The 26,798-nt window shown below is 67.4% G+C and carries 23 protein-coding genes; 11 read left to right on the top strand and 12 right to left on the bottom strand.

Annotation, left to right across the window (positions count from 1 at the left end):
- Nucleotides 1–26: 26 nt before the first annotated feature.
- A complete protein-coding gene (locus ACM0PB_RS05995) occupies nt 27–2,324 on the top strand; it encodes a TonB-dependent receptor (protein ID WP_414604775.1) in 2,298 nt (765 codons plus the stop codon).
- Between the two features lie 446 nt (nt 2,325–2,770).
- On the opposite strand, the gene ACM0PB_RS05990 is transcribed toward ACM0PB_RS05995, so the two are convergent.
- Both ACM0PB_RS05990 and rsgA read right to left on the bottom strand, forming a co-directional pair.
- Nucleotides 2,771–4,024, bottom strand: coding sequence for a flavohemoglobin expression-modulating QEGLA motif protein (locus tag ACM0PB_RS05990; RefSeq protein WP_065185365.1), 1,254 nt, complete (start codon nt 4,022–4,024; stop codon nt 2,771–2,773).
- A 183-nt stretch (nt 4,025–4,207) separates the two neighbouring features.
- The gene (rsgA, locus tag ACM0PB_RS05985; protein ID WP_065196455.1) at nt 4,208–5,317 is read right to left on the bottom strand and encodes a ribosome small subunit-dependent GTPase A; all 1,110 of its coding nucleotides are present in this window, start codon (nt 5,315–5,317) and stop codon (nt 4,208–4,210) included.
- A 114-nt stretch (nt 5,318–5,431) separates the two neighbouring features.
- Here rsgA and ACM0PB_RS05980 point away from each other — a divergent pair, with 114 nt between their 5' ends.
- The 3 genes from ACM0PB_RS05980 to ACM0PB_RS05970 are packed head-to-tail and all read left to right on the top strand — an operon-like array spanning nt 5,432 to nt 8,051.
- Nucleotides 5,432–6,706, top strand: a complete 1,275-nt coding sequence (locus ACM0PB_RS05980; protein ID WP_065185367.1) for a pyridoxal phosphate-dependent aminotransferase — start codon at nt 5,432–5,434, stop codon at nt 6,704–6,706.
- Between the two features lie 3 nt (nt 6,707–6,709).
- On the top strand, nt 6,710–7,327 hold the full coding sequence (locus ACM0PB_RS05975) for an SGNH/GDSL hydrolase family protein (RefSeq protein ID WP_005419202.1): 618 nt from the start codon (nt 6,710–6,712) through the stop codon (nt 7,325–7,327).
- 4 nt (nt 7,328–7,331) lie between these two features.
- Nucleotides 7,332–8,051, top strand: a complete 720-nt coding sequence (locus ACM0PB_RS05970; protein WP_005419203.1) for a methyltransferase domain-containing protein — start codon at nt 7,332–7,334, stop codon at nt 8,049–8,051.
- A gap of 124 nt (nt 8,052–8,175) precedes the next feature.
- Here the strand turns inward: ACM0PB_RS05970 and ACM0PB_RS05965 are convergent, their stop codons facing one another.
- Nucleotides 8,176–8,955 carry a polysaccharide deacetylase family protein gene (locus ACM0PB_RS05965; protein WP_065196458.1) on the bottom strand — a complete coding sequence of 260 codons (780 nt, stop codon included), beginning with the start codon at nt 8,953–8,955 and terminating at the stop codon, nt 8,176–8,178.
- A 59-nt stretch (nt 8,956–9,014) separates the two neighbouring features.
- Here ACM0PB_RS05965 and grxD point away from each other — a divergent pair, with 59 nt between their 5' ends.
- Nucleotides 9,015–9,941 carry a Grx4 family monothiol glutaredoxin gene (grxD, locus tag ACM0PB_RS05960; RefSeq protein ID WP_065185372.1) on the top strand — a complete coding sequence of 309 codons (927 nt, stop codon included), beginning with the start codon at nt 9,015–9,017 and terminating at the stop codon, nt 9,939–9,941.
- Nucleotides 9,942–10,063: 122 nt separating this feature from the next.
- Here grxD and ACM0PB_RS05955 read toward each other — a convergent pair whose 3' ends face one another.
- The 3 genes from ACM0PB_RS05955 to ACM0PB_RS05945 all read right to left on the bottom strand — a co-directional run bounded on the left by ACM0PB_RS05955 (nt 10,064) and on the right by ACM0PB_RS05945 (nt 15,142).
- Nucleotides 10,064–10,603 (bottom strand): DUF924 family protein, encoded by a 540-nt coding sequence (locus ACM0PB_RS05955; protein WP_005419210.1) that lies wholly within the window; start codon nt 10,601–10,603, stop codon nt 10,064–10,066.
- A gap of 43 nt (nt 10,604–10,646) precedes the next feature.
- A complete protein-coding gene (locus tag ACM0PB_RS05950; protein WP_049415280.1) occupies nt 10,647–11,423 on the bottom strand; it encodes an AMP nucleosidase in 777 nt (258 codons plus the stop codon).
- A 125-nt stretch (nt 11,424–11,548) separates the two neighbouring features.
- Complete coding sequence (locus ACM0PB_RS05945; protein ID WP_414604680.1) at nt 11,549–15,142, bottom strand: autotransporter domain-containing protein; 3,594 nt, start codon at nt 15,140–15,142, stop codon at nt 11,549–11,551.
- Nucleotides 15,143–15,395: 253 nt separating this feature from the next.
- On the opposite strand from ACM0PB_RS05945, the gene ACM0PB_RS05940 reads away from it, so the two are divergent.
- The 5 genes from ACM0PB_RS05940 (at nt 15,396) to ACM0PB_RS05920 (ending at nt 20,178) form a co-directional block, all read left to right on the top strand.
- The gene (locus ACM0PB_RS05940) at nt 15,396–16,805 is read left to right on the top strand and encodes an amidohydrolase (protein ID WP_065185374.1); all 1,410 of its coding nucleotides are present in this window, start codon (nt 15,396–15,398) and stop codon (nt 16,803–16,805) included.
- Entirely contained in the window at nt 16,805–18,067 is a 1,263-nt protein-coding gene (locus ACM0PB_RS05935) for an amidohydrolase family protein (protein ID WP_065196462.1), read from the top strand. The genes ACM0PB_RS05940 and ACM0PB_RS05935 overlap by 1 nt, the downstream gene beginning before the upstream one ends.
- A 25-nt stretch (nt 18,068–18,092) precedes the next feature.
- Nucleotides 18,093–18,725, top strand: coding sequence for a 2-hydroxychromene-2-carboxylate isomerase (locus tag ACM0PB_RS05930; protein WP_065185376.1), 633 nt, complete (start codon nt 18,093–18,095; stop codon nt 18,723–18,725).
- Nucleotides 18,726–18,820: 95 nt separating this feature from the next.
- Nucleotides 18,821–19,762: a DegV family protein gene (locus ACM0PB_RS05925; RefSeq protein ID WP_005419233.1), complete on the top strand. Its 942-nt coding sequence runs from the start codon at nt 18,821–18,823 to the stop codon at nt 19,760–19,762.
- A 77-nt stretch (nt 19,763–19,839) separates the two neighbouring features.
- Nucleotides 19,840–20,178: a hypothetical protein gene (locus ACM0PB_RS05920; RefSeq protein ID WP_006469105.1), complete on the top strand. Its 339-nt coding sequence runs from the start codon at nt 19,840–19,842 to the stop codon at nt 20,176–20,178.
- 114 nt (nt 20,179–20,292) lie between these two features.
- On the opposite strand, the gene ACM0PB_RS05915 is transcribed toward ACM0PB_RS05920, so the two are convergent.
- The 6 genes from ACM0PB_RS05915 to ACM0PB_RS05890 all read right to left on the bottom strand — a co-directional run bounded on the left by ACM0PB_RS05915 (nt 20,293) and on the right by ACM0PB_RS05890 (nt 25,552).
- The gene (locus ACM0PB_RS05915; RefSeq protein ID WP_065196463.1) at nt 20,293–21,738 is read right to left on the bottom strand and encodes a GGDEF domain-containing protein; all 1,446 of its coding nucleotides are present in this window, start codon (nt 21,736–21,738) and stop codon (nt 20,293–20,295) included.
- 188 nt (nt 21,739–21,926) lie between these two features.
- Nucleotides 21,927–22,757 carry an S-formylglutathione hydrolase gene (fghA, locus tag ACM0PB_RS05910; protein WP_005419242.1) on the bottom strand — a complete coding sequence of 277 codons (831 nt, stop codon included), beginning with the start codon at nt 22,755–22,757 and terminating at the stop codon, nt 21,927–21,929.
- Between the two features lie 22 nt (nt 22,758–22,779).
- Entirely contained in the window at nt 22,780–23,124 is a 345-nt protein-coding gene (locus tag ACM0PB_RS05905) for a YqcC family protein (RefSeq protein WP_005419244.1), read from the bottom strand.
- 8 nt (nt 23,125–23,132) lie between these two features.
- The gene (locus tag ACM0PB_RS05900) at nt 23,133–24,242 is read right to left on the bottom strand and encodes an S-(hydroxymethyl)glutathione dehydrogenase/class III alcohol dehydrogenase (RefSeq protein WP_053500575.1); all 1,110 of its coding nucleotides are present in this window, start codon (nt 24,240–24,242) and stop codon (nt 23,133–23,135) included.
- 58 nt (nt 24,243–24,300) lie between these two features.
- Nucleotides 24,301–24,576 carry a formaldehyde-responsive transcriptional repressor FrmR gene (gene frmR / locus ACM0PB_RS05895; protein WP_005411009.1) on the bottom strand — a complete coding sequence of 92 codons (276 nt, stop codon included), beginning with the start codon at nt 24,574–24,576 and terminating at the stop codon, nt 24,301–24,303.
- A gap of 70 nt (nt 24,577–24,646) precedes the next feature.
- Nucleotides 24,647–25,552: a LysR family transcriptional regulator gene (locus ACM0PB_RS05890; protein WP_065185379.1), complete on the bottom strand. Its 906-nt coding sequence runs from the start codon at nt 25,550–25,552 to the stop codon at nt 24,647–24,649.
- A gap of 129 nt (nt 25,553–25,681) precedes the next feature.
- Between ACM0PB_RS05890 and ACM0PB_RS05885 the strand changes: the two genes are divergently transcribed.
- The gene (locus tag ACM0PB_RS05885) at nt 25,682–26,785 is read left to right on the top strand and encodes an alkene reductase (protein WP_414604007.1); all 1,104 of its coding nucleotides are present in this window, start codon (nt 25,682–25,684) and stop codon (nt 26,783–26,785) included.
- The last annotated feature ends 13 nt before the right edge of the window (nt 26,786–26,798 follow it).

Genomic DNA, 26,798 nt, shown 5'->3' with positions numbered 1-26,798 from the left:
GACCACCCCCCATGCAACGGACCACCATGCAGACCCGACACCTGACGATCGCCGTGGCGATCGCGCTCTCCGCCGCCACCAGCGCCCATGCCGCCACCGCCGCCGATACCGGCGCCAGCACCGATGCCGCGCTGAGCGCGCAGACGCTGGACACCGTCTCCGTGATCGGCCAGGGCGAGACCCGCCAGGTGCAGCGCATCACCACCGTCGACAAGCAGGTGCTGCCGCCGGGTACCAGTGGCCAGAAGATCCTCGACCGCCTGCCGGGCGTGTCGGTGCAGTCCAACGATGCCTTCGGTGCCAATGAGGAATCGCAGACCATCAGCCTGCGTGGCTTCGACAAGAGCCGCCTCGGCTACACGCTGGACGGCATCCCGCTGGGTGACAACAGCTACGGCAACTACAACGGCCTGAGCATTGCCCGCGCGATCATTGCCGAGAACCTGGCCGGTGCCGAGCTGTCGCAGGGCATCGGTTCGCTGGGCGTGGCTTCGACCAGCAACCTGGGCGGCACCATCCAGTATTTCTCGATGGACCCGTCCACTGAATTCGGTGGCCGCGCCAGCGTCACCGTCGGCGACAACAACCAGCGCCGTGGCTACCTGCGCGTGGACACCGGCGACCTCAACGGCTTCTCGGCCTATGTGTCCGGCGTGCACCAGGACCAGGACATGTGGGCCGCGCCGTACCAGAACCAGACCACCCGCCAGTTCAACGCCAAGGCCGTGTGGAATATCGGCGACCACCGTTTCGGTGCGTTCGTGGCGACCTCGCGCGCCAGCCAGGCCAACTACGCCTACCTGTCCAAGGACATGCTGGCCCGCGGCCTGGGCTATGACTGGAACATCTACGCACCGGACTGGGACCGCGCCGTCGCTGCTGCGTACTGCGCGCCGGGCACCTACAACAAGGCGCGCTGCAGGTTCAGCGGCGGCGTCAACAGCATCGACGATGCGTACTACCAGAGCCGTGCACTTCGCGACGACAACCTCTATTCGGTCGATGCCGACCTGCGCCTGGGCGAGCAGGGTCGCCTGAAGCTGCTGGCCTACCACCACGACAACCGTGGCCAGGGCCACTGGTGGGCACCGGGCCAGCCGTCCTACCCGGGCACCGACAGGATGCTGCCGATTTCGATCCGCAGCACCAACTACACGATCAACCGCGATGGTGTGACCGCCGCGCTGTCGTGGACGGTGGGCATCCACGAACTGGAGGCCGGCCTGTGGTACGAGCAGAACGACCATAACGCGTCGCGCAACTTCTACTACATCAGCGGCCCGTTCCTGGACGACCTGTACCTGAAGAACCCGGACCGCCTGCTGTTCAACCAGGACTTCGACATCCGCACGCGCCAGTTCTACGTGCAGGACCGCATGCGCTTCCTCGACCAGCGCCTGACCGTGGACGTGGGCATCAAGAGCCCGAACACCCGCATGCGCGCCACCGCCCAGCCGGGCGTGGAAACCAGCATCGCTTCGGGCACGCTGACCGCCAAGAAGTCGGTGCTGCCGCAGGTGGGCCTGGGCTTCAAGCTCAACGCCAACAATGAACTGTTCGCTTCGTACGCCGAGAACATCGCCGCCTTCGTCGGTGGCGGCAGCGGTGGCCCGTTGCAGGTGTCGCCGGAATCGTTCGCAGCCAGCGTCGGCCTGGAGCCGGAGAAGTCCAAGAGCCTGGAAGCCGGCTTCCGTACCTTCGGCGAGAAGTACCAGGCCTCGATCGCAGCCTACAACGTGAAGTTCGACAACCGCCTGCTGTCGCTGAACCCGTGTTCCAGCATCGAAGTCGGCACGCGTCCGGAGTGCGTAACGCGCTTCATCAATGTCGGTTCGGTGAAGAGCCACGGCGCGGAACTGACCTTCATCCTCAAGCCGATCGACGGCCTGCAGTGGTACAACGCGCTGTCCTGGAACAAGACCACCTACGAGGATGACTACACCTCGGGCGGCGCGATCGTGCCGGTGGCCGGCAAGATCACGGTGGATACGCCGCAGCGCATGGCCTCCAGCGAGATCAGCTGGAACCGCGATGGCTTCTTCGCCAGCCTGCGTGCCAAGTACACCGGCAAGCGCTACTACACCTACACCAACGACCAGTCGGTGCCCGGGGTGACCACCTTCGACGCCGGTGCAGGCTACGACTTCGGCCCGGGCCTGGGCCTGCGCAACGTTCGGGTGTCGTTGAATGCGACCAACCTGACCAACAAGCGCTACGCCGGCCAGCTGAGCTCGTTCGCACCGACCGATCCGAAGGGCACGCGCTATGCGATCCATGCGAGCGCACCGCGGCAGCTGTTCATGACGGTGGCGGCGGAGTTCTAAGTCAAAAGCGGGCGCTGCGGCGCGTTGATTGTTCCTGCATGGCGTGGGTAGGCAGGCCCATGCAGGACACGCCGTAAACCCATCCATGGGGGCTCGATGGCGCCATCCATGGCGCCAACGGTCCTGCGCCGGCCCATCCGACCCTGCTCGACGGTTTCCCGCGCCACGGTGCGGAGGACAAAGAAGAGCAAGAGCAAAGAGCCGGGCATTGCCCGGCTCTTTGCTTTTCAAGATTTTCAAGCGCAATCCCTTCGGCGCGCTGATGTGCTGCCGCCCGCGCGGGAAACTGTCTGGCGGCGGTGGCGCACCCTGGCCAGGACCGTGAGGCGCATGGATGCGCCGATCGAGCCCCCATGGATGGGTTTACGGCGTGTCCTGGCCAGGGTGCGCCACCGCCGCCCAGCGATATCAATCGAGGCGCCAGCGCATCATCCCGCCAACGCATTTCATTCCGGCGCCAGCTGGTCCATCCGTATCCGGTTGGCAAACAGCGAAAACGCCAGCATGCCGGCCAGCCCATTCGCCCGGCTCACCCAATGCGGCAGCCAGCGCGGTGGCTTCAGCACCCCCGCCTCGAACAACGGTGCGAACGCGATCGCATCGGCCAGGCTCATCTTGCCGGCGAACAACCAGCGGCAGACCTGCAGGCGGTCCTCGGCCAGCATGTGGCGGAAGAAGGTATGCACCGACACCAGGCCGCGCAGGTACACCGTGTCCTTGGTGAAGGCCAGGCCGCCACTCGGCGGCACCCCACGGAACACGCGCTGTGCCGACGCAAAGCTCTCTTCGGCGTTCTGCCCGGCATCGCAGAAGTAGCGGAACACCTCGATGAAGTCGGCGCCTTCGCGGGCCATCGCGATCGCTTCAGTGCGCAGACTGATTCGCTTCAGGCGTTCGATGTCGATGCTGCCGGTGATCTGTTCGGCGAAGGTAGCCAGCCCTTCCTGGGTGGCCGTCACCCGCGGCGAGGACAACGCCAGGCTGGGCAGCACCGGTTGTTCGCGGCCATTCAAGGCGGTCAGCGAATGCACCAGCGCTTCGTGGTGGAACAGCTGCGCGCGGTCGTAGGCACTGAAGCGCGCACTGGTGCGCAGGCGGATGCGGGTCGGTCCGGCAGCGGCCTTGGACACAAGCTCTGGATCGAGCTGCACCTGGATGATGCGCGATTCGAAGAACGCATCCAAGTCATTCTGCAGCTGCAGCTGCAGGGCAATGGCCGAGACCGGCACCTGCTCTTCCGGCGCCAGCAGTTCGTGATCGAGTTCGGCAGCAATCTGGATGAAGTGACGCGCCGCTTCGCGCGTGCTCGGGCCATTGCCTGGCAACGGCTGCTCGGGCGCGCCGAACAGCTGCACCGAACAGGTATCGACGGCGGCAGTGCCCAGCCCCTCAAGCAGCTGCGCGGCCAGGTCCCAGCTCTGTGCCGACTGCCGCACGTAGTGGCCCAGCGGATGGCTGTCATCGCAGTCAGCGGCGATCGCAGCCAATGCGCGGCGCTCCTCGCTGAAATCCAGCCTCGGGTAATCCACCTTCGGCAGCACCGGCTGGCCACGTGCCACGCTGTCCAGGAACGGGGCCTGCAGCGTGGCCGGCCAGCTGGTCAGCCCCAGCAGGCGGATGCCTCCCACGGCCTCGACCAGGCGCGCATCGAGCGCTGCATGGTGGGCCACCTCACGGTCCAGCGTCGCGGTCGGTTCCATGGGCGGACTATAGCGCCCTGCCCTTGCTTTGGTAGGTGCCAACCTTGGTTGGCATGCGCCGACGGCGGGCTGCGGACAGATTCGTGCCAACCAAGGTTGGCACCCACCCGAAGCAGGCAGACGCGGGTTCAATACAGGGGTCGGAGCCCATTGCGAGGCAATGGGATCCGACCCCGACACCCATCAGCGCCGGCGCGGCTTGGCGGCCGGGCGGAACTGCTGGCCCTTGCCCTTCCTGCCGCCACGTTCCTGCGCGGTCTCGGCCTGGCGCACCGCCAGCTTGGCGGCAGCGGCAGCCACTTCTTCCTTCAGCTTGAAGTAGTTCAGCAGCCGGCTCTCTTCGATCTCGCCAGCGTCGATCGCTGCGCGGACAGCACAGCCCGGTTCCTGCTGGTGCTTGCAGTCGTTGAAACGGCACTGCGTGGCCAGCGCTTCGATGTCGGCGAAGCCACCTTCGGACAGCGTTTCTTCGCCGGTCGGTTTCAGCTCGCGCATGCCGGGGGTGTCGATCAGGCAGGCGCCGGTCGGAAGCGGCATCAACGCGCGATGGGTGGTGGTGTGGCGGCCGCGCGAATCGTTGGCACGCACCGCGTTGGTCTTCATCCGCTGCTCGCCGAGCAGGGTGTTGGTCAGCGTGGATTTGCCGGCACCGGAGGAGCCCACCAGCACCACCGTGCGGCCCGGGCCCAGCCACGGTTGCAGCACCGCCACACTGTCGGCATCCAGGCCGTTGATCGCATGCAACGCGATGCCCTGCATCTCCAGTTCTTCCAGCACCGCCAGCGCATCCTCGCTGTACTCGGTCTGGTCGGCCTTGGTCAGCACCACCACCGGTTCGGCGCCGCCACCGCCGACCAGCAGCAGGTAGCGCTCGATGCGGCGCGGATTGAAGTCGGCATCCAGGCCACAAACGATGAACACCGTATCGATGTTCGCTGCGATCACCTGCTGGTGGTAGTGCTCGCCCGCCGCGCCACGCTTGATCGCGGTGCGACGCGGCAGCAGCGCAACGATGCGGATGCCGTCCAGCAGCACCCAGTCGCCCACTGCAGGCCGCTCGTGGCTGGGGAAGCGCGGGCGCTGCCATTCCGGCAGTGACTCCGCTTTGATCGCCGCATCCGGGCCATCGGCCACCACGTAATGGGTCCGGTGCTGCTCGATCACCCGCGCCGGGCGGGCCTGCGGGTGCGCGGCCATCATGGCCTGCCAGTCGGCCTGCTGCGCCGGGCCCGGCCAGGGCCAGCCGATGGTCTGCAGGGCGATGAAATCGGGGGTCTGGGTCATCGCCGCCATTCTACCTGTGACGGCCCCCGGCCAGCCCAGCAATGGCAGGCGCGGAGCCGTTGCCATGCACTGCAGCAATTCCGGTAGGATGGAATCCCCATGCCTTTTGACGGCCCAGCCCCCATGTCCACCCTTTCGCCCAAGCCCCTGGCCATCCGCGAGCGCCTTTCCGAAGTGCGCTACGAGATCCGCGGAGAACTGGCCCGGCGAGCGCGGGAGCTGGAGGCGCAGGGCCGCAAGCTGATCAAGCTCAACATCGGCAACCCGGGCAACTTCGGTTTCCGCGCACCCGAGCACCTGCAGCGCGCGATCGCCGACGACATGGGCCGCACCGACCCGTACACCCACCAGCAGGGCCTGCCGGTGGCGCGTGAAGCCATCGCCGATTACTACGTCCGCCGCGGCGCACCGGATGCACACCCGGACCGCGTGTTCGTCGGCAACGGTGTCAGCGAGCTGATCGACCTGTCGCTGCGCGCACTGCTCAATCCGGGCGATGAGGTGCTGGTGCCGTCGCCGGACTACCCGCTGTGGTCGGCCTCCACCATCCTCAACGATGGCCGACCGGTGTACTACCGCTGCGCCGCCGAAAACGGCTTCCAGCCGGACCCGAGCGAGATCGAGACGCTGGTGTCGTCACGCACCCGCGCCATCGTGCTGATCAACCCGAACAACCCCAGCGGCGCCAGCTACCCGCGTGAACTGCTGGAGCGCGTGGTCGAGATCGCACGACGCCACAACCTGCTGTTGCTGGTCGATGAGATCTACGACCAGATCCTGTACGACGATGCGGTGTTCCAGCCGGTCGCGCCGCTGGCCGGCGACCATCCGTGCCTGACCTTCAGCGGCCTGAGCAAGGTGCACCGTGCCTGCGGCTGGCGCGTGGGCTGGGCCCACCTCAGCGGCGACGACGCGCGCCTGGGCGACTTCCGCGCCGCGCTGGACCTGCTGGGCGCGCTGCGCCTGTGCGCCAACGTACCGGGCCAGTACGCCATCGAGGCCGCAGTGAACGGCCCGGACACCATCTCCGAACTGTGCACCCCGGGTGGCCGCCTGTATGAAACCCGCCGTGCGGTGATCGACGCCTGCGAAGCCAGCGAGCACCTGTCGCTGGTCGCGCCAGCCGGTGCGCTGTATGCGTTCCCGGCCGTGGTCGGTGCCGCTGCCAAGGGCTTTGACGACCACAACTTCGCGCTGGACCTGATGAACAACGAAGGCGTGCTGGTGGTACCGGGTTCCAGCTTCAACGTGCCCTACCGCCATCATTTCCGCGTGACCCTGTTGCCGGAAGCCTCGGTGATGCGCGATGTGTTCGCCCGCATCGACCGCGTGCTGGCCCGGCGTGCCGAGGACGCGACCAAGGTCGTGCCGCTGAAGCCGCGCCGTTCGGTGGCCTGAGCGGTGGCGCTGTCCTACCTGGCGCTGGGCGACTCGTACACCGTCGGAGAAGCCGTTGCCGTCGAAGGCCGCTGGCCGCACCAGCTGGCCGCCGCCCTGCGTGCGCAGGATGTGGCGCTGGCCGACCCTCAGACCATCGCCACCACCGGCTGGACCACCGACGAGCTGGACGCCGGCATCGATGCGGCCGCACCCCAGGGTCCGTTCGATTTCGTCAGCCTGCTGATCGGCGTCAACAACCAGTACCGCGGCCGGCCGCTGGACGAGTACCGCGTACAGTTCCAGGCCCTGCTTCAGCGGGCGATCGGCTTTGCCGGGGGCCGCCCCGGGCGTGTGCTGGTGCTGTCCTTCCCCGACTGGGGCGCGACGCCGTTCGGTGCCGGCAGCGGCCGCGACCTGGCCACCATCGAGATCGAGACCGACGAGTTCAACGCAGCGGCCGAGGTGATCAGCACCCAGCAGGACGTGGCCTTCGTCGACATCACCGACATCAGCCGTGACCAGGGTGACAACCCGGCAATGATCGCCGAAGACGGCCTGCACCCGTCGGCGCGGATGTACGCACTGTGGAGCGCGCGCGCGCTGCCGGTCGCCGCACACCTGCTCGGTGGCACGGACTGACACGATGGATGGTACGCCACGGAACGGCCCGCCCCTGCCCTGCACACCGCTGACCGCCCCGCAGGCCCGCGCGATCGCCGAAGCGTTCCGCCCGGCACGGGCCTGGGGCAGCCGCCGCGACTACTACTACACCCGCGGCAAGCTCGGCAGCGACCCGCTGTATGACGGCGTGCTGCAGCATCTGCCCGACGACGGGCAACCCTTACTGGACCTGGGGTGCGGGCTGGGCCTGTTCGCCCACGTGCTGCGCCAGCGCAGCGGCACCCACCCCTACCTCGGCGTGGACGTGGATGCCGGCAAGATCACCCGTGCCCAGCGTGCCGCCGCCGGCCTGCACGCTGTGCGCTTCGACTGCCTGGACGTGCAGGCGCCACTGCCGGCGCAGCCTGGACACGTCCTGTTGCTGGATGTGCTGCAGTACCTGGACGCGGGCCCACAACTGGCATTGCTGCGTGCGGCCAGCGCGCGGGTGGCCGCCGGCGGCCGCCTGCTGCTGCGCACGCCGCTGGCCACCGGCGATGGTCGCGACCGCACCACGCGGGTGGCGGACCGGTTGGCCTGGCTGGTCGGCTGGATGGGCACGCGGCCGCGCCACTACCCCGACCCGCACGTGCTGCAAGCGACACTGGCCGAGGCCGGATTGCAGGTGACGGCGCCGCGTCCCCTGCATGGGCGCACGCCATTCAACAGCTGGTTGCTGGTGGCCGAACGCCCCGCGCTGTAGAGCCGCGCTGCGACGTTTTTCCGGTGCTTCACACCGCCGCCCGAGCATCGGCTCGGGCGCTACAGCAGCGCCCCCTTGTAGAGCCGAGCCCATGCCCGGCTGCTCTACATCACCAGGGCCGGCGTTACGGGACCGGCAGCCGCGCTTTCAGCCCGCGCTCGTCCAGTGCCTTCAGCACGCCCTCAATGATCGCCAGGTTGTGGCCGTGGGCGGCCCCCTCATGCAGCAGCACGATGGCCCCCGGTCGCAGATCCGGCAGCAGGCGGTCGAGCACCCCCTGCGCCGTGCAACCGATGCCGTCGAAGCCGCGCGCGCTCCAGCCGACCCGGACCAGGCCCAGCCGCTGCAGCACCGGCGCCACGAACGGATTGGTCATGCCCACCACCGAGCGGTACCAGCGCACCGGGCGACCGCTTACCGCCTGCAGCGCGTGCTGGCAGCCCTCGATCTCGGCGCGCATCGCCGCCGGGCCCAGCCGCCAGAAGCGCGCCTGCGGATGGCTGTGGCTGTGGTTGCCCAGGTCGTGGCCGCGGCGCAGGATCTCCTGCACCAGTTCCGGCTGCGCCAGCGCGCGCTCGCCCACCAGGAAAAAGGTGGCATGGGCCTGGTGGCGGTCCAGCAGGTCGAGGACGGCACGGGTTTCCGGGCCAGGACCGTCATCAATGGTCAGCCAGACGCTGTTGCCGGCATCCGGCAACCGGCTCAGCACCGGCGCATAGAAGCGACTGTTGGGCAGGAACACCGGCACCAAGAACAGTGCGTGGCTGGCCACCATCAGCGGCACCCCCCAGTGCCAGCCCGCCAGGGCCCAGACCAGGATCACCAGCAGCTGCGACGCCACCAGCCAGGGCAGCCAGCGCCAGGGCCGGGTCGGAATGCGATGCAATGTTCCTGCGTTGCTCATCCCCCATGATGCCATGAGGGGTAGAATCGATGGTTCGAATTCCCGGAACCCCGACGTCCATGTCCCTCGATCCCGCCCTGCGTTCGCGCATCGAATCCATCCTCAACGCCAACCGCGTCGTGCTGTTCATGAAGGGCCAGCCGTCGATGCCGCAGTGCGGTTTCTCGGCCAAGGCCGTGGGCGCCCTGCAGGACCTGGGTGTCGAGTTCGCCCACGTCAACGTGCTGGCCGACCAGGAAATCCGTGAAGGCATCAAGGCCTATGGCGACTGGCCGACCATCCCGCAGCTGTACATCGACGGCGAACTGGTCGGCGGCAGCGACATCGTGCTGCAGATGGCCGCCAGCGGCGAGCTGAGCAGCGTGCTGGGGCTGCCGGCACCGGACCGTACCCCGCCGAGCATCACCGTCACCCCGGCGGCCGTGGAAATGCTCAAGGGCGCGCTGGCCGACGCCCCGGGCGCGGCCCTGCAGCTGACCATCGACGCCGGCTTCCAGCCGAACTTCCAGCTGGCCCCGCACGACGAAGGCGCCATCGCTGCCGAGTCCAATGGCCTGCGCGTGCAGTTCGACCTGGCCAGCGCCCGTCGCGCCAACGGCATCACCATCGACTGGGTGGACGACATCCGCGGCAAGGGCCTGGCCATCGACAATCCGAATGCGCCCAAGCCGGTGCAGGAAATCAGCGTGCGCGATGCCGACGACCTGGTGCGTGCCGGCAACATCACCCTGGTGGACGTGCGCCCGGCCGACGAACGTGAAATCGCCGCTGTGGGCGTACCGTTCAAGACCTTCGACGGCAACGGCCGCGCCGCGCTGGAAGCCCTGCCGAAGGACACCGCACTGGCCTTCATGTGCCACCACGGTGGCCGCAGCGCGCAGGCTGCCGAGCAGTTCCGCGCCCTGGGCTTCACCAAGGTGTTCAACGTGACCGGCGGCATCAACGCCTGGTCGGAAGACGTCGACAACGGCGTGCCGAAGTACTGATTGACGGCGCGGGGTCAGCGCCCTTTCCTGCGGGAAGCGGATCTGGCCCCCGAAAAAAAAGGGGACGGAGGGGATTAAGTCGTTTATGCCACAAACGACTTAATCCCCTCCGTCCCCTTTTTTCAGCCGGCGAATCCGCCTTCGGCCAGGTAGTCCAGTTCTTCCGGCGAGGGAATGCGCCCCAGCACGGCGTTGCGGTGCGGGAAACGGCCGAAGCGGCGGATGATGTCGCGGTGCAGCTCGGCGTACTGCAGGTATTCCTTGTCGCCCAGCACATCGAACATCGCCACCGAACGGTCCTGGTCCAACGGGTCCTCGGAGTGCTCGAACGGCAGGTAGATGAAGGCGCGCAGCTTCGGCACCAGCTGCAGGTCCAAGCCTTCCTCGATGGCGCGCATGGCGTAGTGCCGGGCCAGGCCATCGGTAGCATAGGAATGGGCAGTACCGCGGAAGCAGTTGCGCGGGAACTGGTCCAGCAGCAGCATCAGCGCCAGTGCGCCCTCGGCACTGCCCAGCCAGTGTTCACGCCCACGCGAAGCGGCGGCGAAATGCTCATCCAGGAACAACTGGCGGAACTGCGCGTCGAACGCATCGTCGCGGGCGAACCACTTCGCAGGGCCCGCTTCTTTCCAGAAATCCACCACTTGCGCGGCAACGTCCATCACCTACTCCCCAGGGCCGGCGCGCCGCGCCAGGCCATCATCATCATTCGTCGAAGCGCAGGTGGCGGACCGACTTGCCGTTGCGCCGGATAAGCTTAAGCGCCTCGATACCGATCTGGATATGGTTTTCCACGAACTGGGAGCTGACCTTGGCATCGGAGGCCTCGGTCTTGACCCCGTCGGGGATCATCGGCTGGTCCGAGACCAGCAGCAGCGCGCCACTGGGAATGTGGTTGGCGAAACCGGCTGCGAACACGGTGGCGGTTTCCATGTCGATGGCCATGCAGCGCATCGCCCGCAGCCGCTCCTTGAAGGCCTCGTCGTGCTCCCAGACCCGGCGGTTGGTGGTGTAGACAGTGCCGGTCCAGTAGTCGTGGCCGAGGTCGCGGATCATGGTCGAGACTGCACGCTGCAGCGCAAACGCCGGCAAGGCTGGCACTTCCGGCGGCAGGTAGTCGCCCGACGTACCCTCGCCGCGGATCGCCGCGATCGGCAGCACCAGGTCACCCAGCTGGTTCTTGCGCTTGAGGCCACCGCACTTGCCCAGGAACAGTACCGCCTTGGGCATCACTGCCGACAGCAGGTCCATGATGATCGCGGCATTGGGGCTGCCCATGCCGAAGTTGATCATGGTGATGCCGTCGATGGTGGCACTGGCCATCGGCCGGTCCAGGCCGATGATGGGCGCACCGGTCAGCTCGGAAAAGGTGTGCAGGTAGCCGCCGAAGTTGGTCAGCAGGATGTGCTGGCCGAACTGGTCCAGCGGCACGCCGGTGTAGCGCGGCAGCCAGTTGTCGACGATTTCCTGCTTGCTCTTCATGGGCGGTCCGGTACGGCGTGGGGGCCGCCATTGTAGGCGTGCACGGGCCAACCCACACCTGGGTCGGCAACGAAGAAGGGCGGCCCTGCGGCCGCCCTCCTGGTTTACCTGCGGTAACCGGCGGCTTAGAAGCGCACCGACCAGCGCAGGTTGGCACTGTGGTCACGGCTTTCGTCGCCATACTGGCCGCTATAGCCCAGCTCCAGCTGCTGGCGTGCGGTCAACCATGCCGACAGCCCCAGTTCGGCCACCACCGTCCTGTCAGCCATCGGGGCACCGCTGACCACGAAGCTGTCGCTGCCGGTGGCAAAGGCGAAGCGGGCCGCCGGGTCGCGATCCCCGCTGGCATGGCGGTACCCGACGCCACCGCGCAGGTGCAGCCAGCTGTCCTGCTGGAACGAAGCCTTCAGGCCCTTGTCAAAACGCAGGCCGGCCGTGGCCACGGTGATACGGAGATCGTCCACCTCACCCTGCAGTGCAGCCGCGCCGCCGCGTTCGTTGACGCGCTTCATGTCCACTTCCACACGTGCGAGCTGCAGGTAAGGTTCCAGCCCCGCCTCGGGGCCGCCGAAGCGATAGCTCGCCTCGACGAACGCCTGGCGGGTGCGGCCGTCATAGCGTGCCGCCAGCGTATCGCTGTAACCGGAGAAGGCCAGCTCGCGGGTGCTCTTCACCTCATGCTCGCTCCAGGCCAGGCCACCCCGCAGGCCGAAGGCGCCCCAGTCGTGACTGGCATAGGCCCCCAGGTGCGTATTGTCGACCTTGGCACGCGCACGGCGTCCTTCCTGCTGCTTGGCATCGGTACGGCCGGTACCGGCCAGCATGCCCACCTGCCAGCCGTTGATCTCGCGGTCCACGCCTACCAGCAGGCCGCTGCTGTTGGCTTCGGTGCGTGCGGTGTTGCCATTGCCGTCCAGCGTGGTGCTGCCACCGATGGCCTGTACCCAGACCCCCGTGGCGGCGTCGCCGTCTGCTCCCGGCGCGCGTGCACCGACGCGGCGCGACAGTGCGGCATCACGCACGTAGCGGCTGCCCTCGACCAGGGCCATCGCGGTGGCCGCATGCAGCTCGCCGCTGAGGCCGTCCAGTGCAGCGCCTACCTGTTGAGGGAACAGCAGGGTCAGTGGGCGCGGCAGGCCCTGGTTGACCGCCAGCCGGTCGGCCACAGTGGCCACCGCGCGCTGGTTGTCGGTACTGGCGGCACTGGCGAGCGGATTGCCACGGGTGACTTCAATGCGCGCGCCACCGGTGCCATAGGACAGCCCGAATTTCAGGAACGGCGAGAACGCACTGAAGTCGGTGGTGGCGAACTGGCCACGGATTCCGCCGTCGGCACGGATGAAGTTGAACTGCTCACCCAGGTAATAGGTGCCCGCTTCCGGCAGGGCGATCAGGGTGCCGCCCAGGGTGGCGGTACCGGTGACGCGCAACTGGTCACTGTGCCCGCCCGGGGCCAGCTCGGCCTGGTACACACCGGTGGCGGTCTGCACGTAGTCGCCGTTGATGGTCAGCGTGCCGATCGAGTTGCCCGGTGCAACGATACCGGCCACGGTGGTATCGCCCAGCTGGCCGATGCCCTTCAGCGTGCCGTTGCGGCCAACGAGGGTGTGACCACCGCTCTGCGTGCCGTTGAACGACAGCACGCCACCGTTGACGGTCAGATCGGAGCCTGCGAGTACCCCGCCTGCATTCACACGACTGTTGCCCAGGCTGGTCAACGCGCTGTTTTCCAGCCTTCCGTTCAATTCGAACGTCCCCTGCGCGGCCACCGAGGTGTGGGCGCCGCGCTGCACACCGTCGAAGATGACCACGCCACCGTTGACGTTCAGGTCGGAGCCATCCAGCACACCGCGTGCGTTGATATGGCTGGAGCCCCCCTGACTGTTCAGCGCAGTGTTCTTCAACGTGCCATTGAGCAGGAAGCTACCGCCGGCCACGTCCACCGCTCCGGTGAGCGTATTGACGCCATCCAGTTCCAGCACGCCCTCGCGCACCAGCGCACCGTTGAAGCTGTTGTCGCCGCTCAAGCGCAGCCAGCCGATGCCGCTCTTGGTCAGCTTGCCGGGGCCGCCGATGTCGTTGGTCCAGTTGTCCCAGGCATCGCCTTCCCACACTTTCAGGCCACCGGCACGCTGGTTCATCACCACATTGGTGTCCACGCGCAGCGAACCGTAACCCTCGACGGCCTTGGCCAGGTTCAACAGGCCCCAACCGTAGATGTCGTCGATGCCGGGCGCACCCAGATCCGTGGTCGTGGTCAGCAGCACATCGCGCACCTGAGCGCTGTCCAGATAGGGGAAGCGTTCAAACAGCAGGCCCAGCGCGCCGGTGACGTGGGGCGCGGCCATGGAGGTTCCACTCAGCAGTGCATAGCCATAGGTAGGCACGCGCTGCTGGATGTCCAGGCTGACATTGCCGTTGGCGTCGATGCCGACGCTGCCGGCCAGGCTGGAATCATCACCATAGGCGGTCGATACGATGTCCGAACCCGGTGCGGCAAGGCACCAGTTGGCACTCAGGCCGCACTTGTTGGAGCGATTGCTCAGGGTCAGGTTGGTACCGACGTTGACCACGCTCAACCAGTACGGCTCGATGTCGGCGAATGCGCGCGGCAGCGTGGCGTAGAGGCCGGCGATGGGGCTCTGCGCCGGCGTCGGAATGAGCGAACTGGTATTGCCGGCCGCCCACACCTGGATCATCCCGCGCGCACGCGATCCGTCGGCAAAGGTGTTCAGGTACTGGCGGTCGTCCGGGTCGTTGTAGATCGCGTCCATGTCCGTCGCTGTCGTCGGTTCCGTGACCAGGCCCCAGCTATGGTTGATGGCACGCACGCCCTGCGCGTTCATCTGGGCATACAGGTCCTGGAAGGCGCTGACTTTCGGGCCGATCGCGCCCAGCGTCACGACCGAGTAGCCAGTCGCCGTACGCTGCCACTCGCGGATGCTGTCGGAGAACAGCCGGCCAACGGTCAGGTCCGAACCGAAGGACACACCGTGCATGCCGCTTCCGTCCCGGTTCGCCGCGATGGTGCCGGCAACGTGCGTACCATGGATCTCGAACTGCATCCCCGGCTGCACATAGGGGCCCGACTCGATGATCCTGCGGATGTTGTCGGGCACGTTGGCGTTGTACCCGACATAGCTGATCTGGACGTCATCGCCATCACTGGCGAAGCAGGCCGCCGGCCCACGCACTGCGGTGGTGTTGGTGCAGCGCGTGCCGTCAGCCATCAGATCGGCGATGCGGACGCTGCGGTTGTCCTTGCCGGCGAATTCCGGATGGTCCAGACCCGTGCCACTGTCGAACACGCCCAGGCGGATGCCGGCACCGGTCAGCCCGCGCGCATAGGCCACGTCGGCATTGATCGCAGCCAGGCCCCAGTCCAGTTCGAATTCACTGGTACGCCAGCTCGCAGCATCGCCGGGCCTGCCCATGACCGGCTCCGCGGAAGCATTGACGCTGGGAGCCAGCGCCGCCACCGGAATCGCTACCGAGGGAGCGATCATCGCGGGAGCGGAGGCGCTCACTCCGCCTTGCGCGGCGAACGCCGACTGCAGGCTGCGCTGCAGCTGGTAACGGGCCAGGGCGTCGTCACTGTCCTGGGCCAGGACCGGCAGTGCGGTGGCCACCAGCAAGGAACCGACAATGGCCGACGCCAGCGGCGAGGGCAGGAAGGAACGGCGCGAAACGGTCGAACGGCGGAGCTTTGCAGCAGTCATCGGTTGCGTCCTTGATTCCATGAAAGGTACGGGCCCGGCTCCGTCGTTGGAGCAGGTGCGTAAGCTGGTGATACAGGTCAGCGCAAGACGTAATCAGCCCATTGCTTCATCCAACGTTAATATTTCCTTCACAAATCCTCCATCAGAAAATTCCTACCCCCCCCCCCCCCACGCCCCTGTCCAAGGTCACTTGGCAAGCCACATCGGCCCCGGCTAGCGTCCGTGGATTCATGTTTCTGGTGAGGGGAACTGCATGGCATCGACGTTGTTGCGCACCGGGGTGGCACTGGCGCTGCTTTCATTGAGCACGGCACCGGCGGTGGGCGCCTCGCGCTTCGTCGCCGATCCCTACCCCAGCACCTACCAGGCACACCCCGATGCACCGGTGCTGATCCAGAACGCGACCGTGCTGACCGGCACCGGCCAGCGCCTGGACAACGCCGACGTGCTGCTGCGCGAGGGCCGCATCGTTGCCGTCGGCCGCCAGTTGCAGGCCGATGCTGGTGTCACCCGCATCGATGCGCAGGGCAAGTGGGTCACACCGGGCCTGATCGACGTGCACTCGCACCTGGGCGTGTACCCCAGCCCGGGCGTCGGCGCGCACAGCGACGGCAACGAGATGACCGCGCCGGTCACCGCCAACGTCTGGGCCGAGCACTCGGTGTGGCCGCAGGACCCGGGTTTCGCCACCGCACTGGCCGGCGGCGTGACCAGCATGCAGGTGCTGCCGGGCTCAGCCAACCTGGTCGGTGGTCGTGGTGTGACCCTGAAGAACGTCCCCGCCATCACCTACCAGGCGATGAAGTTCCCCGGCGCGCCGTGGGGGCTGAAAATGGCCTGCGGCGAGAACCCGAAGCGGGTCTACGGCGGAGGCAAGGGCGTCGCTCCGGCCACGCGGATGGGCAACGTTGCCGGTTACCGCGCCGCCTTCATCGATGCCGCCGACTACATCGCCAAGAACAAACCGAAGCCGGCCAAGCGCAAGGGCTGGTTCGGCAGCGACAAGGGCGACAGCGCCGGTGATGCCGGCGGCAAGCGCGATCTCAAGCTGGACACGCTGGCCGGTGCGATCGAGGGCGACATCCGCGTGCATATCCATTGCTACCGCGCCGACGAGATGGCCACCATGCTCGACCTGGCCAAGGAATTCGGCTTCAAGGTGGCCGCCTTCCACCACGGCGTGGAGGCCTACAAGCTGGCCGACCGGCTGGCCGCCGACGGCGTCTGCGGCGCGCTGTGGGCCGACTGGTGGGGCTTCAAGATGGAAGCCTTCGACGGCATTCCGGAGAACATCGCACTGGTCGATCGGCCGAAGAACAGCTGCGCCATCGTCCATTCCGACTCCCCCGAAGGCATCCAGCGCCTGAACCAGGAAGCGGCCAAGGTGATCGCCGCCGCGCGCCGCGCACGCATGCCGGAGATCCCCCCCGAACACGCCATCACCTGGATGACCGCCAACGCCGCCAGGGCGCTGGGGATTGAAGGCCAGACCGGCACCCTGGAGGCCGGCAAGATGGCCGACGTGGTGGTGTGGAACGGCAACCCCTTCAGCTCGTACGCGCTGGCCGAGCAGGTCTTCATCGACGGCCGCCGCCTGTACGACCGCAGCGCACCTGCGGCCACGCCACGTTCCGACTTCCAGCTTGGCCAGGAGGTGCACTGATGGGCGCGTTGAACAAGCGTCGCCGGGCATGGCTCGGCGCTACGGTCATGGTGCTGGCCTGCCTCTCCGCATCCGTGCAGGCGCAGGACCTGCTGGTGCGCAACGCGACCGTACATACGGCCAGCGCGCGCGGCAGCCTGCAGCACGCCGATGTGCTGGTGCAGGGCGGGATCATCCGCGCCGTCGGCAGCGGGCTGTCCGCCCCGGCCGGGGCCAGCGTGGTCGAGGCCGATGGCCGTCCGCTGACACCGGCGCTGTTCGGGGGCATCACCGAGATCGGCATCGAAGAGGTCTCCGGTGAAGCGAGCACGGTCGACAGCACGTTGAAGATCGGCGAACAACCGTTGCGCCCCGAGTTCGATGTCACCCTGGCGTACAACCCGGCCTCGGTGCTGATCCCGGTGGCGCGCCTGGACGGCATCGGCTTCACCGCCCTGGGGGCGGCCACCGGTGGCGGCTTCGTTGCAGGCCAGGGTGGCGTGATGCGGCTGGACGGCAGCGCCGATCCCCTCGGGCCGCGCGCGCTGTTCCTGCGCCTGGGGTCGGCCGCAGTGGAGCTGACCGGGCATTCGCGTGCGGCGCAATGGATGCTGCTGCAGCAGATGGTGGACGAGGCGCGTGGCCAGGTTGCCGCGGACTCACCGCATGCGCTGCTGACGCCGGCCGGGCGCCGCACGCTGGGCCGCTACCTGGCCGGCCAGGGCCGCATCGTGGTAGAGGTGGACCGCGCGGCGGACATCCGCCAGCTGCTGCGCTGGGCCGTCCGCGAAAAGGTGAAGATCGCCATCGCCGGAGGCAGCGAAGCCTGGCAGCTGGCGCCGGAGCTGGCCGCCGCACAGGTACCGGTGTTCGTCGATGTGTTGTCCAACCTGCCGGCCAGCTTCGACCAGATCGGTGCCACGCTGGAAAATGCGGCACGCCTGCAGCGTTCCGGCGTGGCGGTCTCGTTCGTGCAGCGAGGCGACGCCTCGCACAACGCCCGCAAGATGCGCCAGCTGGCCGGCAATGCCGTGGCCAACGGTTTGCCCTGGGCCGACGGCCTGGCCGGCCTGACCCGGGTGCCGGCGCAGGCGTTCGGCGTGGCCGACCAGATCGGCAGCATCGAGCCGGGCAAGCGTGCCGACCTGGTGCTGTGGGAGGGCGACCCGCTGGACGTGGCGCACTATGCCGAACAGGTCTGGCTGGGCGGCCGGGCGATGCCGATGCGCTCGCGCCAGACCGAACTGCGCGACCGCTACCTGCAGCGCAACGCGCAGCCCTGACCTCCAGTTATCCAAGGAAACCCGCATGGCCACCCTGCGCTGGTACTTCGACTTCGTCTCGCCCTATTCCTACCTGCACTGGCAGAAGCTGAAGCAGCTGCCCCAGTTCGCACGGATCCAGACCGTGCCGATCGCCTTCGGTGCCGTGCTGCATCACCTGGGCAACCTCGGGCCGGCCGAGATTCCGGCCAAGCGCCGCTTCATGTACCGCCAGCTGCTGTGGACTGCGCAGGCCGAAGGAACACCGCTGCGGTTCCCGCCGGGCCACCCGTTCAACCCGTTGTCTGCCCTGCGGCTGTGCCTGGCCGCCGGTGGCAGCGTGCAGGCGGTAGACGTGCTGTTCGACTGGATCTGGCGCGACGGCAATGCCGCCGATAGCGCCGAGGCCCTGCGCGAACCGGCTGCGCGGCTGGGGATCGAGGATGTCGCCAGCGCCACCGCGGCCCCCGCGGTCAAGGAGCAGCTGCGGAGGAACACCGAGGCCGCCATTGCTGCCGGCGTGTTCGGCGTACCGACCCTGGCCATCGATGACGAACTGTTCTGGGGCAACGACGCCCATCCGTTGATGGCCGCCGTGCTGGCCGATCCCGCCCTGCTGCAGCAGCCCGAATGGCAGCGCCTGGCCGAACTTCCGGTGGCCGTGCAGCGCAGTCGCTGAACAGGGCCTGGCGCGTTTCCCTCGCGCGCCACGCCAGAATTTGAGATAGATTTCACGTTTCCGAACCTACAACCGCCCTGGAGGGGGAGCCGCGGATGCGCATCGGAATCGTCGTCGACTCGGCCTGCGACCTGCCGCAGGACTTCATTGCCGAGCACAACATCGTGCTGCTGCCGATCACCGTACGAATCGGTGAAGCGGTTCTGGCCGATCATCGCGATGAGCAGGCCACGCTGAGTTTCCTGCATGCACACGTGGCCGAGCACGGTGCCGAGGCGGAGACCATCCCCTTCAGTGTCAACCAGATCCGCGACCTGTTCCTGCAGCAGCTGGTGATCGATTACGACCACGTGTTCTGCATGACCATCACCAAGACCCGCAGCCCGATCCACGACAATGCGCTGCAGGCCAGCTTCGCCATCCTCAACGATTACAAGCCGGTGCGGCAGGCAGCGGGCTACAACTCGCCGTTCGCCCTGCGCGTGCTCGATACCCAGAACCTGTTCGCTGCGCAGGCCGTGACCGCAGTGGAGGCGGTTCGCCTGCGTGACACTGGTGCCAGCGTGCAGCAGATCCGCGAACGGCTGGAAGAACTGGCTGGCAACGTGCACGGCTACATGGTCACCCGTGATCTGTACTACATGCGTGCGCGCGCCCGGCACAAGGGCGACCGCAGCGTCGGCCTGCTCAGTGCGGCGCTGGGCAGCGCACTGGACATCAAGCCGGTGCTGCACGGCTACCGCGGCGAAACCGGGCCGGTCGCCAAGATCAAGGGCTTCGACAGCGCCGTGCAGAAGCTGTTCGCGGTGGTCGGCCAGCGCGTACGTGCCGGGCTGATGACGCCGACGGTATGCGTCAGCTACGGCGGTGAGCTGGATGAGCTGCGCAGCCTGCCCGGCTATGTACAGATGAAGGAGGTCTGCGCCGGCCATGGCGTGACCGTGTACGAATCGGTGATGAGCCTGACCGGCATGGTCAATGTCGGCAAGGGCGCGGTCACCGTGGGCTTTGCCGATGGGCCACATCGGTTCGAGTGATGCCCCGACGCGGCGCGAATCTGCACACCGATTCCACCGTGGTTGTGCCAGCCTAGCCGCACTTCAAGGAGAACTTCATGCCTGCGCAGTACCACATCAGCCTGCCCGACCCGTCCAAGGCCCGCGGCAACGACCCTGACCTGTCCTTCCATTCGCAGGGCGCCGCCGGTTTCGCCGAAGAGCTGCAGGACGCCCTGCGCAGCGGCACGCTGTTCGAACGGTGGAAGGCCAAGCAACCCGACCCGGATGCGGTGGAACCGCAGTGGGGCGTGACCGATCCGGACGCCACCGTGACCGGCGAGCAGAAGGACCTGCGCATCAACCTGGTCGCCACCACCCGTATCGACAGTGACGTGTTCAAGCAGCGCCTGCGCCTGCTGGCCGGCCACCACTGGGAACTGCGCGACGTGCGTTGAGGCCACGCCGTGGTAGTGCCGGCCGCTGGCCGGCAACCGAGGAGATGCCGGCCACCGGCCGGCACTACCCAGTGCGATGTCCCTGGATGGGCGGCACGCCATGGGCTGGTCCGCTCAACAGTCCATGGTGCCGTGCGCGTTGCCCTCGTCATCCAGCACGCGCGCATGCAGGACCACCCGGTTGCGGCCGGCACGCTTTGCGGCATACAGGCCGGCATCGGCATCGGCCAGCAGCTGGTCGGCACTGGCCAGCGCCGGTGGGTGCAGGTAGCCCACGCCGACGCTGATGCTGACCGGGCCTTCCGGCAATGGCAGCGCTTCGACCGCTTCGCGCAGGCGCTCGGCCAGCGCCAGCACGCCCGACAGTGGGCTTCCAGGCACGATGACAGCGAATTCTTCACCGCCATAACGCGCAACGCTGTCACTGCCGCGACCTGCGACGCCCTTCAGCACCCCGGCCACCGCCTGCAGGCAACGATCACCGGCCGGATGGCCGTGCCGGTCGTTGAAGGCCTTGAAGTGGTCAATATCCACCAGCAGCAGGCCCAGCTCGGTGCCGCTGCGCCGCGCGCGATTCCACTCGGAGGTCAGCCGCGCGTCGAACTCGCGGCGATTGGCCACGCCGGTGAGGCCATCCTGCCGCGCCAGTTGATCCAGCGCCGCCTGACGCTCCAGCAGATCGGTCTGCAGCAGGACGCTGCGCAGGCCGAAACCAAGGGTGGCTACGACGAAGCCCGCGACGGCCAACGGCCGCGCATGATCGACCACCAGCGTGCCGACCACCAGCAGCAGCAACGGCAGGATGATCGGACCGGCGGCCTGCACCGTCCTCGCCAGCCGCGGGTGTGCCGTGGTGCCTGTGTCCGGCGCCGTGTCCAGCGCCATGCAGGCGATCAGCAGAAAAGGTACGTCGATCAGCAGGTCGTTGAACGCACCGAATGCATCATCGGAGGTGTAGTGGTTGATGTAGTAGGCCACCAGCAGATAGGCCAGTGCGTACAACGCCAGTGCACGGAAGAACCTGCGCCGTTCGGGCACGTCGCCGGCCAGCCATCGCACCACGGCGAACGCGGCGATACACAGGTTCTGGATGTCGAACATGCGCTGCATGTTGGACATGGCATGGGCGTCGACCTCGACACGGGCGGCGAACGATGCGGTGTGCACGAAGAACAGCACACCCAGCAGCGCCGCCATCGCCGCATCGATCAGGCTGATGCTCGGGCGCTCGCGGCGTGCCCGGGCCAGGATGAACACCAGCGGCACGCCATACAGCACGTACAACAACAGGCTGACGCGTGGGGTGAAGTCAGCCCGGCCGGCGCCCAGCGCATCCACCATGTTGAACGTCATGCCACCGGCCCACAGCAGCAGTGCCATCGCGGTAGAACGCCAGCCCAGAGCGGCGCGGTCACGTTGCGCCCGCACCAGGCACGCGGCGGCGGCCAGCAGCGGTGCGCCGGTCAGGAACAGGAAAGAGCCCACGCCCGCCGGGCTCGGCCAGAACGCCACGGCCAGCCCATGGCAGAGCACGTACAGCAGCGCCAGCACTACCGGCATGCATCCCCCCGATCCGCAAGGCCGTCTGAGCGCACGATAGCGCGCCGGCACGCCACAGCGGCGTGATCCACTGCGGCAAAACGACACTCCGCGTGCATCACCATGGTAGTGCCGTCCGCTGGCCGGCAATCCCAGGGAATTGCAGGGCTGCGGGTTGCCGGCCAGCGGCCGGCACTACCGGAAAGCCCTCAGGCGTGCAGGGCGCGAGCGTGGTGGGCGACGTGCTCGCCGATGAAGCTGGCGATGAAATAGTAGCTGTGGTCGTAGCCCGGCTGCAGGCGCAGGGTCAGCGGATGGCCGGCTGCGGCGCAGGCCTCCTGCAGGCGCTGCGGCTGCAGCTGGGTCTGCAGGAACTCGTCCGCCTCGCCCTGGTCGACCAGCAACGGCAGGCGCTCGCTGGCCGTCGCCAGCAACGCACACGCGTCCCACTGCGCCCAGTCGGCTGGGTTGTCGCCCAGATAAGCCGTGAACGCCTTCTGCCCCCACGGTACGTGGCTGGGCGCGACGATCGGCGAGAACGCCGACACACTGCGGTAGCGCCCCGGGTTGCGCAGCGCGATCACCAGCGCACCATGGCCACCCATCGAGTGGCCGCTGATGCCACGCGCCCCGGTGACCGGGAAGTTCGCCTCGATCAGCGCCGGCAGTTCCTGCGCCACATAGTCATGCATGCGGTAGTGCTTCGCCCACGGTGCACGGGTGGCGTTGAGGTAGAACCCCGCCCCCTTGCCCAGGTCATAGCCCTCGGCATCGGCCACGTCATCACCGCGCGGGCTGGTATCCGGCGCGACGATGATTACGCCGTGCTCGGCTGCATAGCGCTGCGCACCGGCCTTGGTGATGAAATTCTGCTCGGTGCAGGTCAGCCCGCTCAGCCAATACAGCACCGGCAGCTTCTGCGTTTCCGCCTGCGGCGGCAGGTACACGGCGAACTGCATGTCGCAGCCCAGCGTGGTCGAACGATGGCGGTAAACATCCTGCCAACCGCCGAAACAGGCGCGGTGTTCAATACGTTCCATGGAACTCTCCTGCGTGCCGGCGTCAGCCGTCACGTGTGTTGATCAACTCATCCAGCTGCGACAGCAGGCGCAGCAGCGGTTCGACACCAGGCTGGCCGTCCAGGTTGCGGTACGCTGCGACCGCCACGTCACTGCGCGGTGGCCATTGGCCATCGGCGCGGGCTTCGTGCAGGCGCGGCAGGAACACCTGCGCCAGCCAGTGCTCGAACGGCATTTCGTCAATGCCGAAGGGTGAGTCCACTGCGCGCGGCGGACCCACGACGCCTTCGACCCAACCCAGCACGCGCAACGCCTGCTCGATCGGATCAACCAGGGCCGCGCGCGGATCTTCCGCACGCGGCCTGCGCAAGGCATCGAACCAGCCCACGCTGCGGCTCAGTAATGGACCACCGAACGGATCGACTTGCCTTCATGCATCAGGTCGAAGGCATCGTTGATCTTGTCCAGGCCCATGGTGTGGGTGACGAACGGGGCCAGTTCGATGTCGCCCTTCATCGCGTCCTCGACCATGCCCGGCAGCTGGCTGCGGCCCTTCACGCCACCGAAGGCAGTGCCCATCCACTTGCGGCCGGTCACCAGCTGGAACGGGCGGGTGGAGATCTCCTGCCCGGCACCGGCCACGCCGATCACCACGCTCTGGCCCCAGCCACGGTGCGCGCATTCCAGCGCCGCACGCATCACGTTGACGTTGCCGATGCACTCGAAGCTGTGGTCCACACCCCAGGTGGTCATTTCAACGATGACCTGCTGGATCGGCTTGTCGAAATCCTTCGGGTTGATGCAGTCGGTGGCACCGAACTCGCGCGCCAGCTCAAACTTGGACGGGTTGGTGTCCACCGCGATGATGCGGCCGGCCTTGGCCTGGCGCGCACCCTGGATCACCGCCAGGCCGATGCCACCCAGGCCGAACACCGCCACGCTGTCGCCTTCCTGCACCTTGGCGGTGTTGTGCACCGCGCCGATGCCGGTGGTGACACCGCAGCCGAGCAGGCAGACGTGTTCCGGGTTGGCGTCCGGATTGATCTTCGCCAGCGAGACTTCGGCCACAACGGTGTATTCGCTGAAGGTCGAGCAGCCCATGTAGTGATACAGCGGCTCGCCGTTGTAGCTGAAGCGGCTGGTGCCGTCGGGCATCACCCCCTTGCCCTGGGTGGCACGCACCGATACGCACAGGTTGGTCTTGCCGCTCTTGCAGAACAGGCACTCGCCGCACTCGGCGGTATACAGCGGAATCACGTGGTCGCCCGGCTTGACGCTGGTCACGCCCTCGCCCACTTCCACCACGATGCCGGCGCCTTCATGGCCCAGCACCACCGGGAACAGGCCTTCCGGGTCATCGCCGGACAGGGTGAACGCATCGGTGTGGCAGACACCGGTATGGGTGATTTTCACCAGCACTTCGCCCTTCTTCGGCGGGGCGACGTCGATCTCGACGATCTGCAGCGGCTGGCCGGGACCAAAGGCGACGGCGGCACGGGACTTCATGATGGCTTCTCCAGGGACAGGCAATGACAGGATGGGCGGCGCCATGTTGCGCCGTCGTTTATTTCAGGTACGAGCGGATCAACGCGCTCATGTCGCGCACGCGTTCGGCGCGTTGCTCGTCGGAGGCAGCGGGCTGGCCGAATTCCTCGCGCAGATGGGCCTCCATCACCTCGGACATCAGGCCGTTGACCGCGCCACGGATGGCGGCGATCTGCTGCAGCACCGGCCCGCAGTCGGCGCCGGCTTCCAGCGCGCGGTCAAGCGCATCGCACTGGCCGCGGATGCGGCGCACGCGGGCCAGGACCTTCTTCTTCTCTTCGGGGGAGTGCGGCATGGCGAACCACCCAGGAACTATACTGGGGGATAGTATACAAGCAGCCAGCAGGAACTCAATCGTGGCCAGCTCAATCGAACAATCCCTCACCCGCCAACCGCGCCAGCTCATCCACCACGTAGCGCACCTTCGGCCGCAGGTGGCGGGTCGGTGGCCACAGCGCATGGATGTCGATATGCCGCTGCATGTGCGCATCCAGCACCGATTGCAGCGCGCCGGATTCCAGATGACGGCGGACCAGTGAAACGGGCATCTGGCAGATGCCCAGCCCAGCGATGGCCGCATCGATCACCGCGTCACCATCGTTGAGCTGGTAGGTCGCATTCGGGATGAACGTTCCCTCGGCATCATCCCTGCCGATCCGCCACGCCACCGGCTGGCCGTGGCGGAAACCAACGATGCTGCGGTGCTGCGACAGTTCCTCCACGCTGCTCGGCACGCCATGCGCCCGCAGGTACTCCGGCGATGCGCAGGTGACCAGTCGTTGGCGACCCAGCCGGCGCGCGACCAGATGTTCGGCCTGGTGCAATCCGCCGAAGCGGATCAGCAGGTCGATGCCCTCTTCGACCGGATCGACGAAGTGATCGGTGAAGGTCATCGTCAGTTGCAGGTCCGGGTATTGCCGGCACAGGCGCAGCAGCACCGGCAGCACCACCAGGCGCCCGAACGAGGATGGCATGTCGATGCGCAGCCGTCCGCTGGGCAGGCCGGCCGACCCCAGGCAGGCCTCGGCGGCGGAGATTTCTTCCAGCGCCGCCGCACACGATGCGTAGTACGCTTCGCCGTCGGTGGTCAGCGCGATGCGCCGCGTGGTGCGGTGGAACAGGCGCACGCCCAGCCGCGCTTCCAGCCGGGCGATGGCCTTGCCCACCGCCGAGCGCGAGATGCCCAGCGCGTCGGCAGCCTCGGTGAAGCTGCCTGAGCGGGCCGTGGTAACGAACGTGACCAGGCCATTCAATGATTCCAGCGGCAGCATCTATCGCGCTCCATTGGGGACAAATCGTCCCGCATCTAGGGAGATCGAAGCGCTTTATGCGCCTGCATGTCAACTCCATCCTGTGTGCATCGCGCCGCTGGCGCCTCCCCCCGTACCGAGATGACCGACATGACCGCCGCCCTGTTCCGCCCCTTCGATCTGGCAGGCACCGCCCTGCGCAACCGCATCGTGATGGCCCCGATGACCCGTGCCCGCAACCCCGGCGCGGTGGCCAATGAACTCACCGCGCAGTACTACCGGCAGCGCGCCAGCGCCGGCCTGATCATCAGTGAAGGCACCCCGGTCTCGCCGCAGGGCCAGGGTTACATCGACGTGCCGGGTATCTGGTCGGCCGAGCAGGTCGCCGGGTGGAAGCTCGTCACCGAGGCGGTGCATGCCGCACAGGGCACGATCTTCGCCCAGCTCTGGCACGTCGGCCGCATGTCGCATTCCTCGCTGCAGCCCGACGGTGGCCAACCGGTAAGCGCCGGTACCCGGCCGGTCGCCAGTGCACCGAAGAACACCTCGTTCGTCTATCTGGACGACGGCAGCCGCGGCCACGCCGATCCCACCCCGGCACGTGCGCTGGCCACCGAAGAGATCCCCGGCATCGTCGACGACTTCGCGCGCGGCGCCGACAACGCCATCGCCGCCGGTTTCGATGGCATCGAACTGCATGCCGCCAACGGCTACCTGTTCGAACAGTTCCTCAACCCACTCATCAACCAGCGCGAGGACCGCCATGGCGGCTCGCTGCCCAATCGTGCGCGCTTGATCCTGGAGACCGTCGATGCGATGGCCCAGCGCATCGGTGCGCAGCGCATCGGCGTGCGCCTGGCGCCGAACAACCTCACCTTCGACATGCCGTTCTACCCCGACAACGAGGCCACCTACCTGTACCTGGCCGAGGAACTGGGCAAGCGCGGCCTGGCCTATGTGCATCTCAACGACAACCTGCAGGCGGGCCAGTCGGTACTGGGCGAGGTGTTCCTGCGGCAGTTCAGGCAGGCCTACGGCGGCACCGTCATCCTGGCAGGTGGCATGACCCGCGAACGCGCCCTGCAGCTGGTCGAAGCGGGCACCATCGACCTGGCCGCGTTCGGCCAGCCGTTCATCGCCAACCCGGATCTGGTCGAACGCCTGCAGCGCAACATCGCGTTGGCCACGCCCGACCGCAGCACCTATTACGGTGGCGGCGAAGCAGGCTACCTCGATTACCCGGCCGCAGGCTGATCCCGCACGGGAT

The organism is Stenotrophomonas sp. AR029 (genome assembly GCF_047520695.2).
Taxonomy (GTDB): domain Bacteria; phylum Pseudomonadota; class Gammaproteobacteria; order Xanthomonadales; family Xanthomonadaceae; genus Stenotrophomonas; species Stenotrophomonas sepilia.
This window is presented reverse-complemented; position numbering and strand designations above follow the sequence as displayed.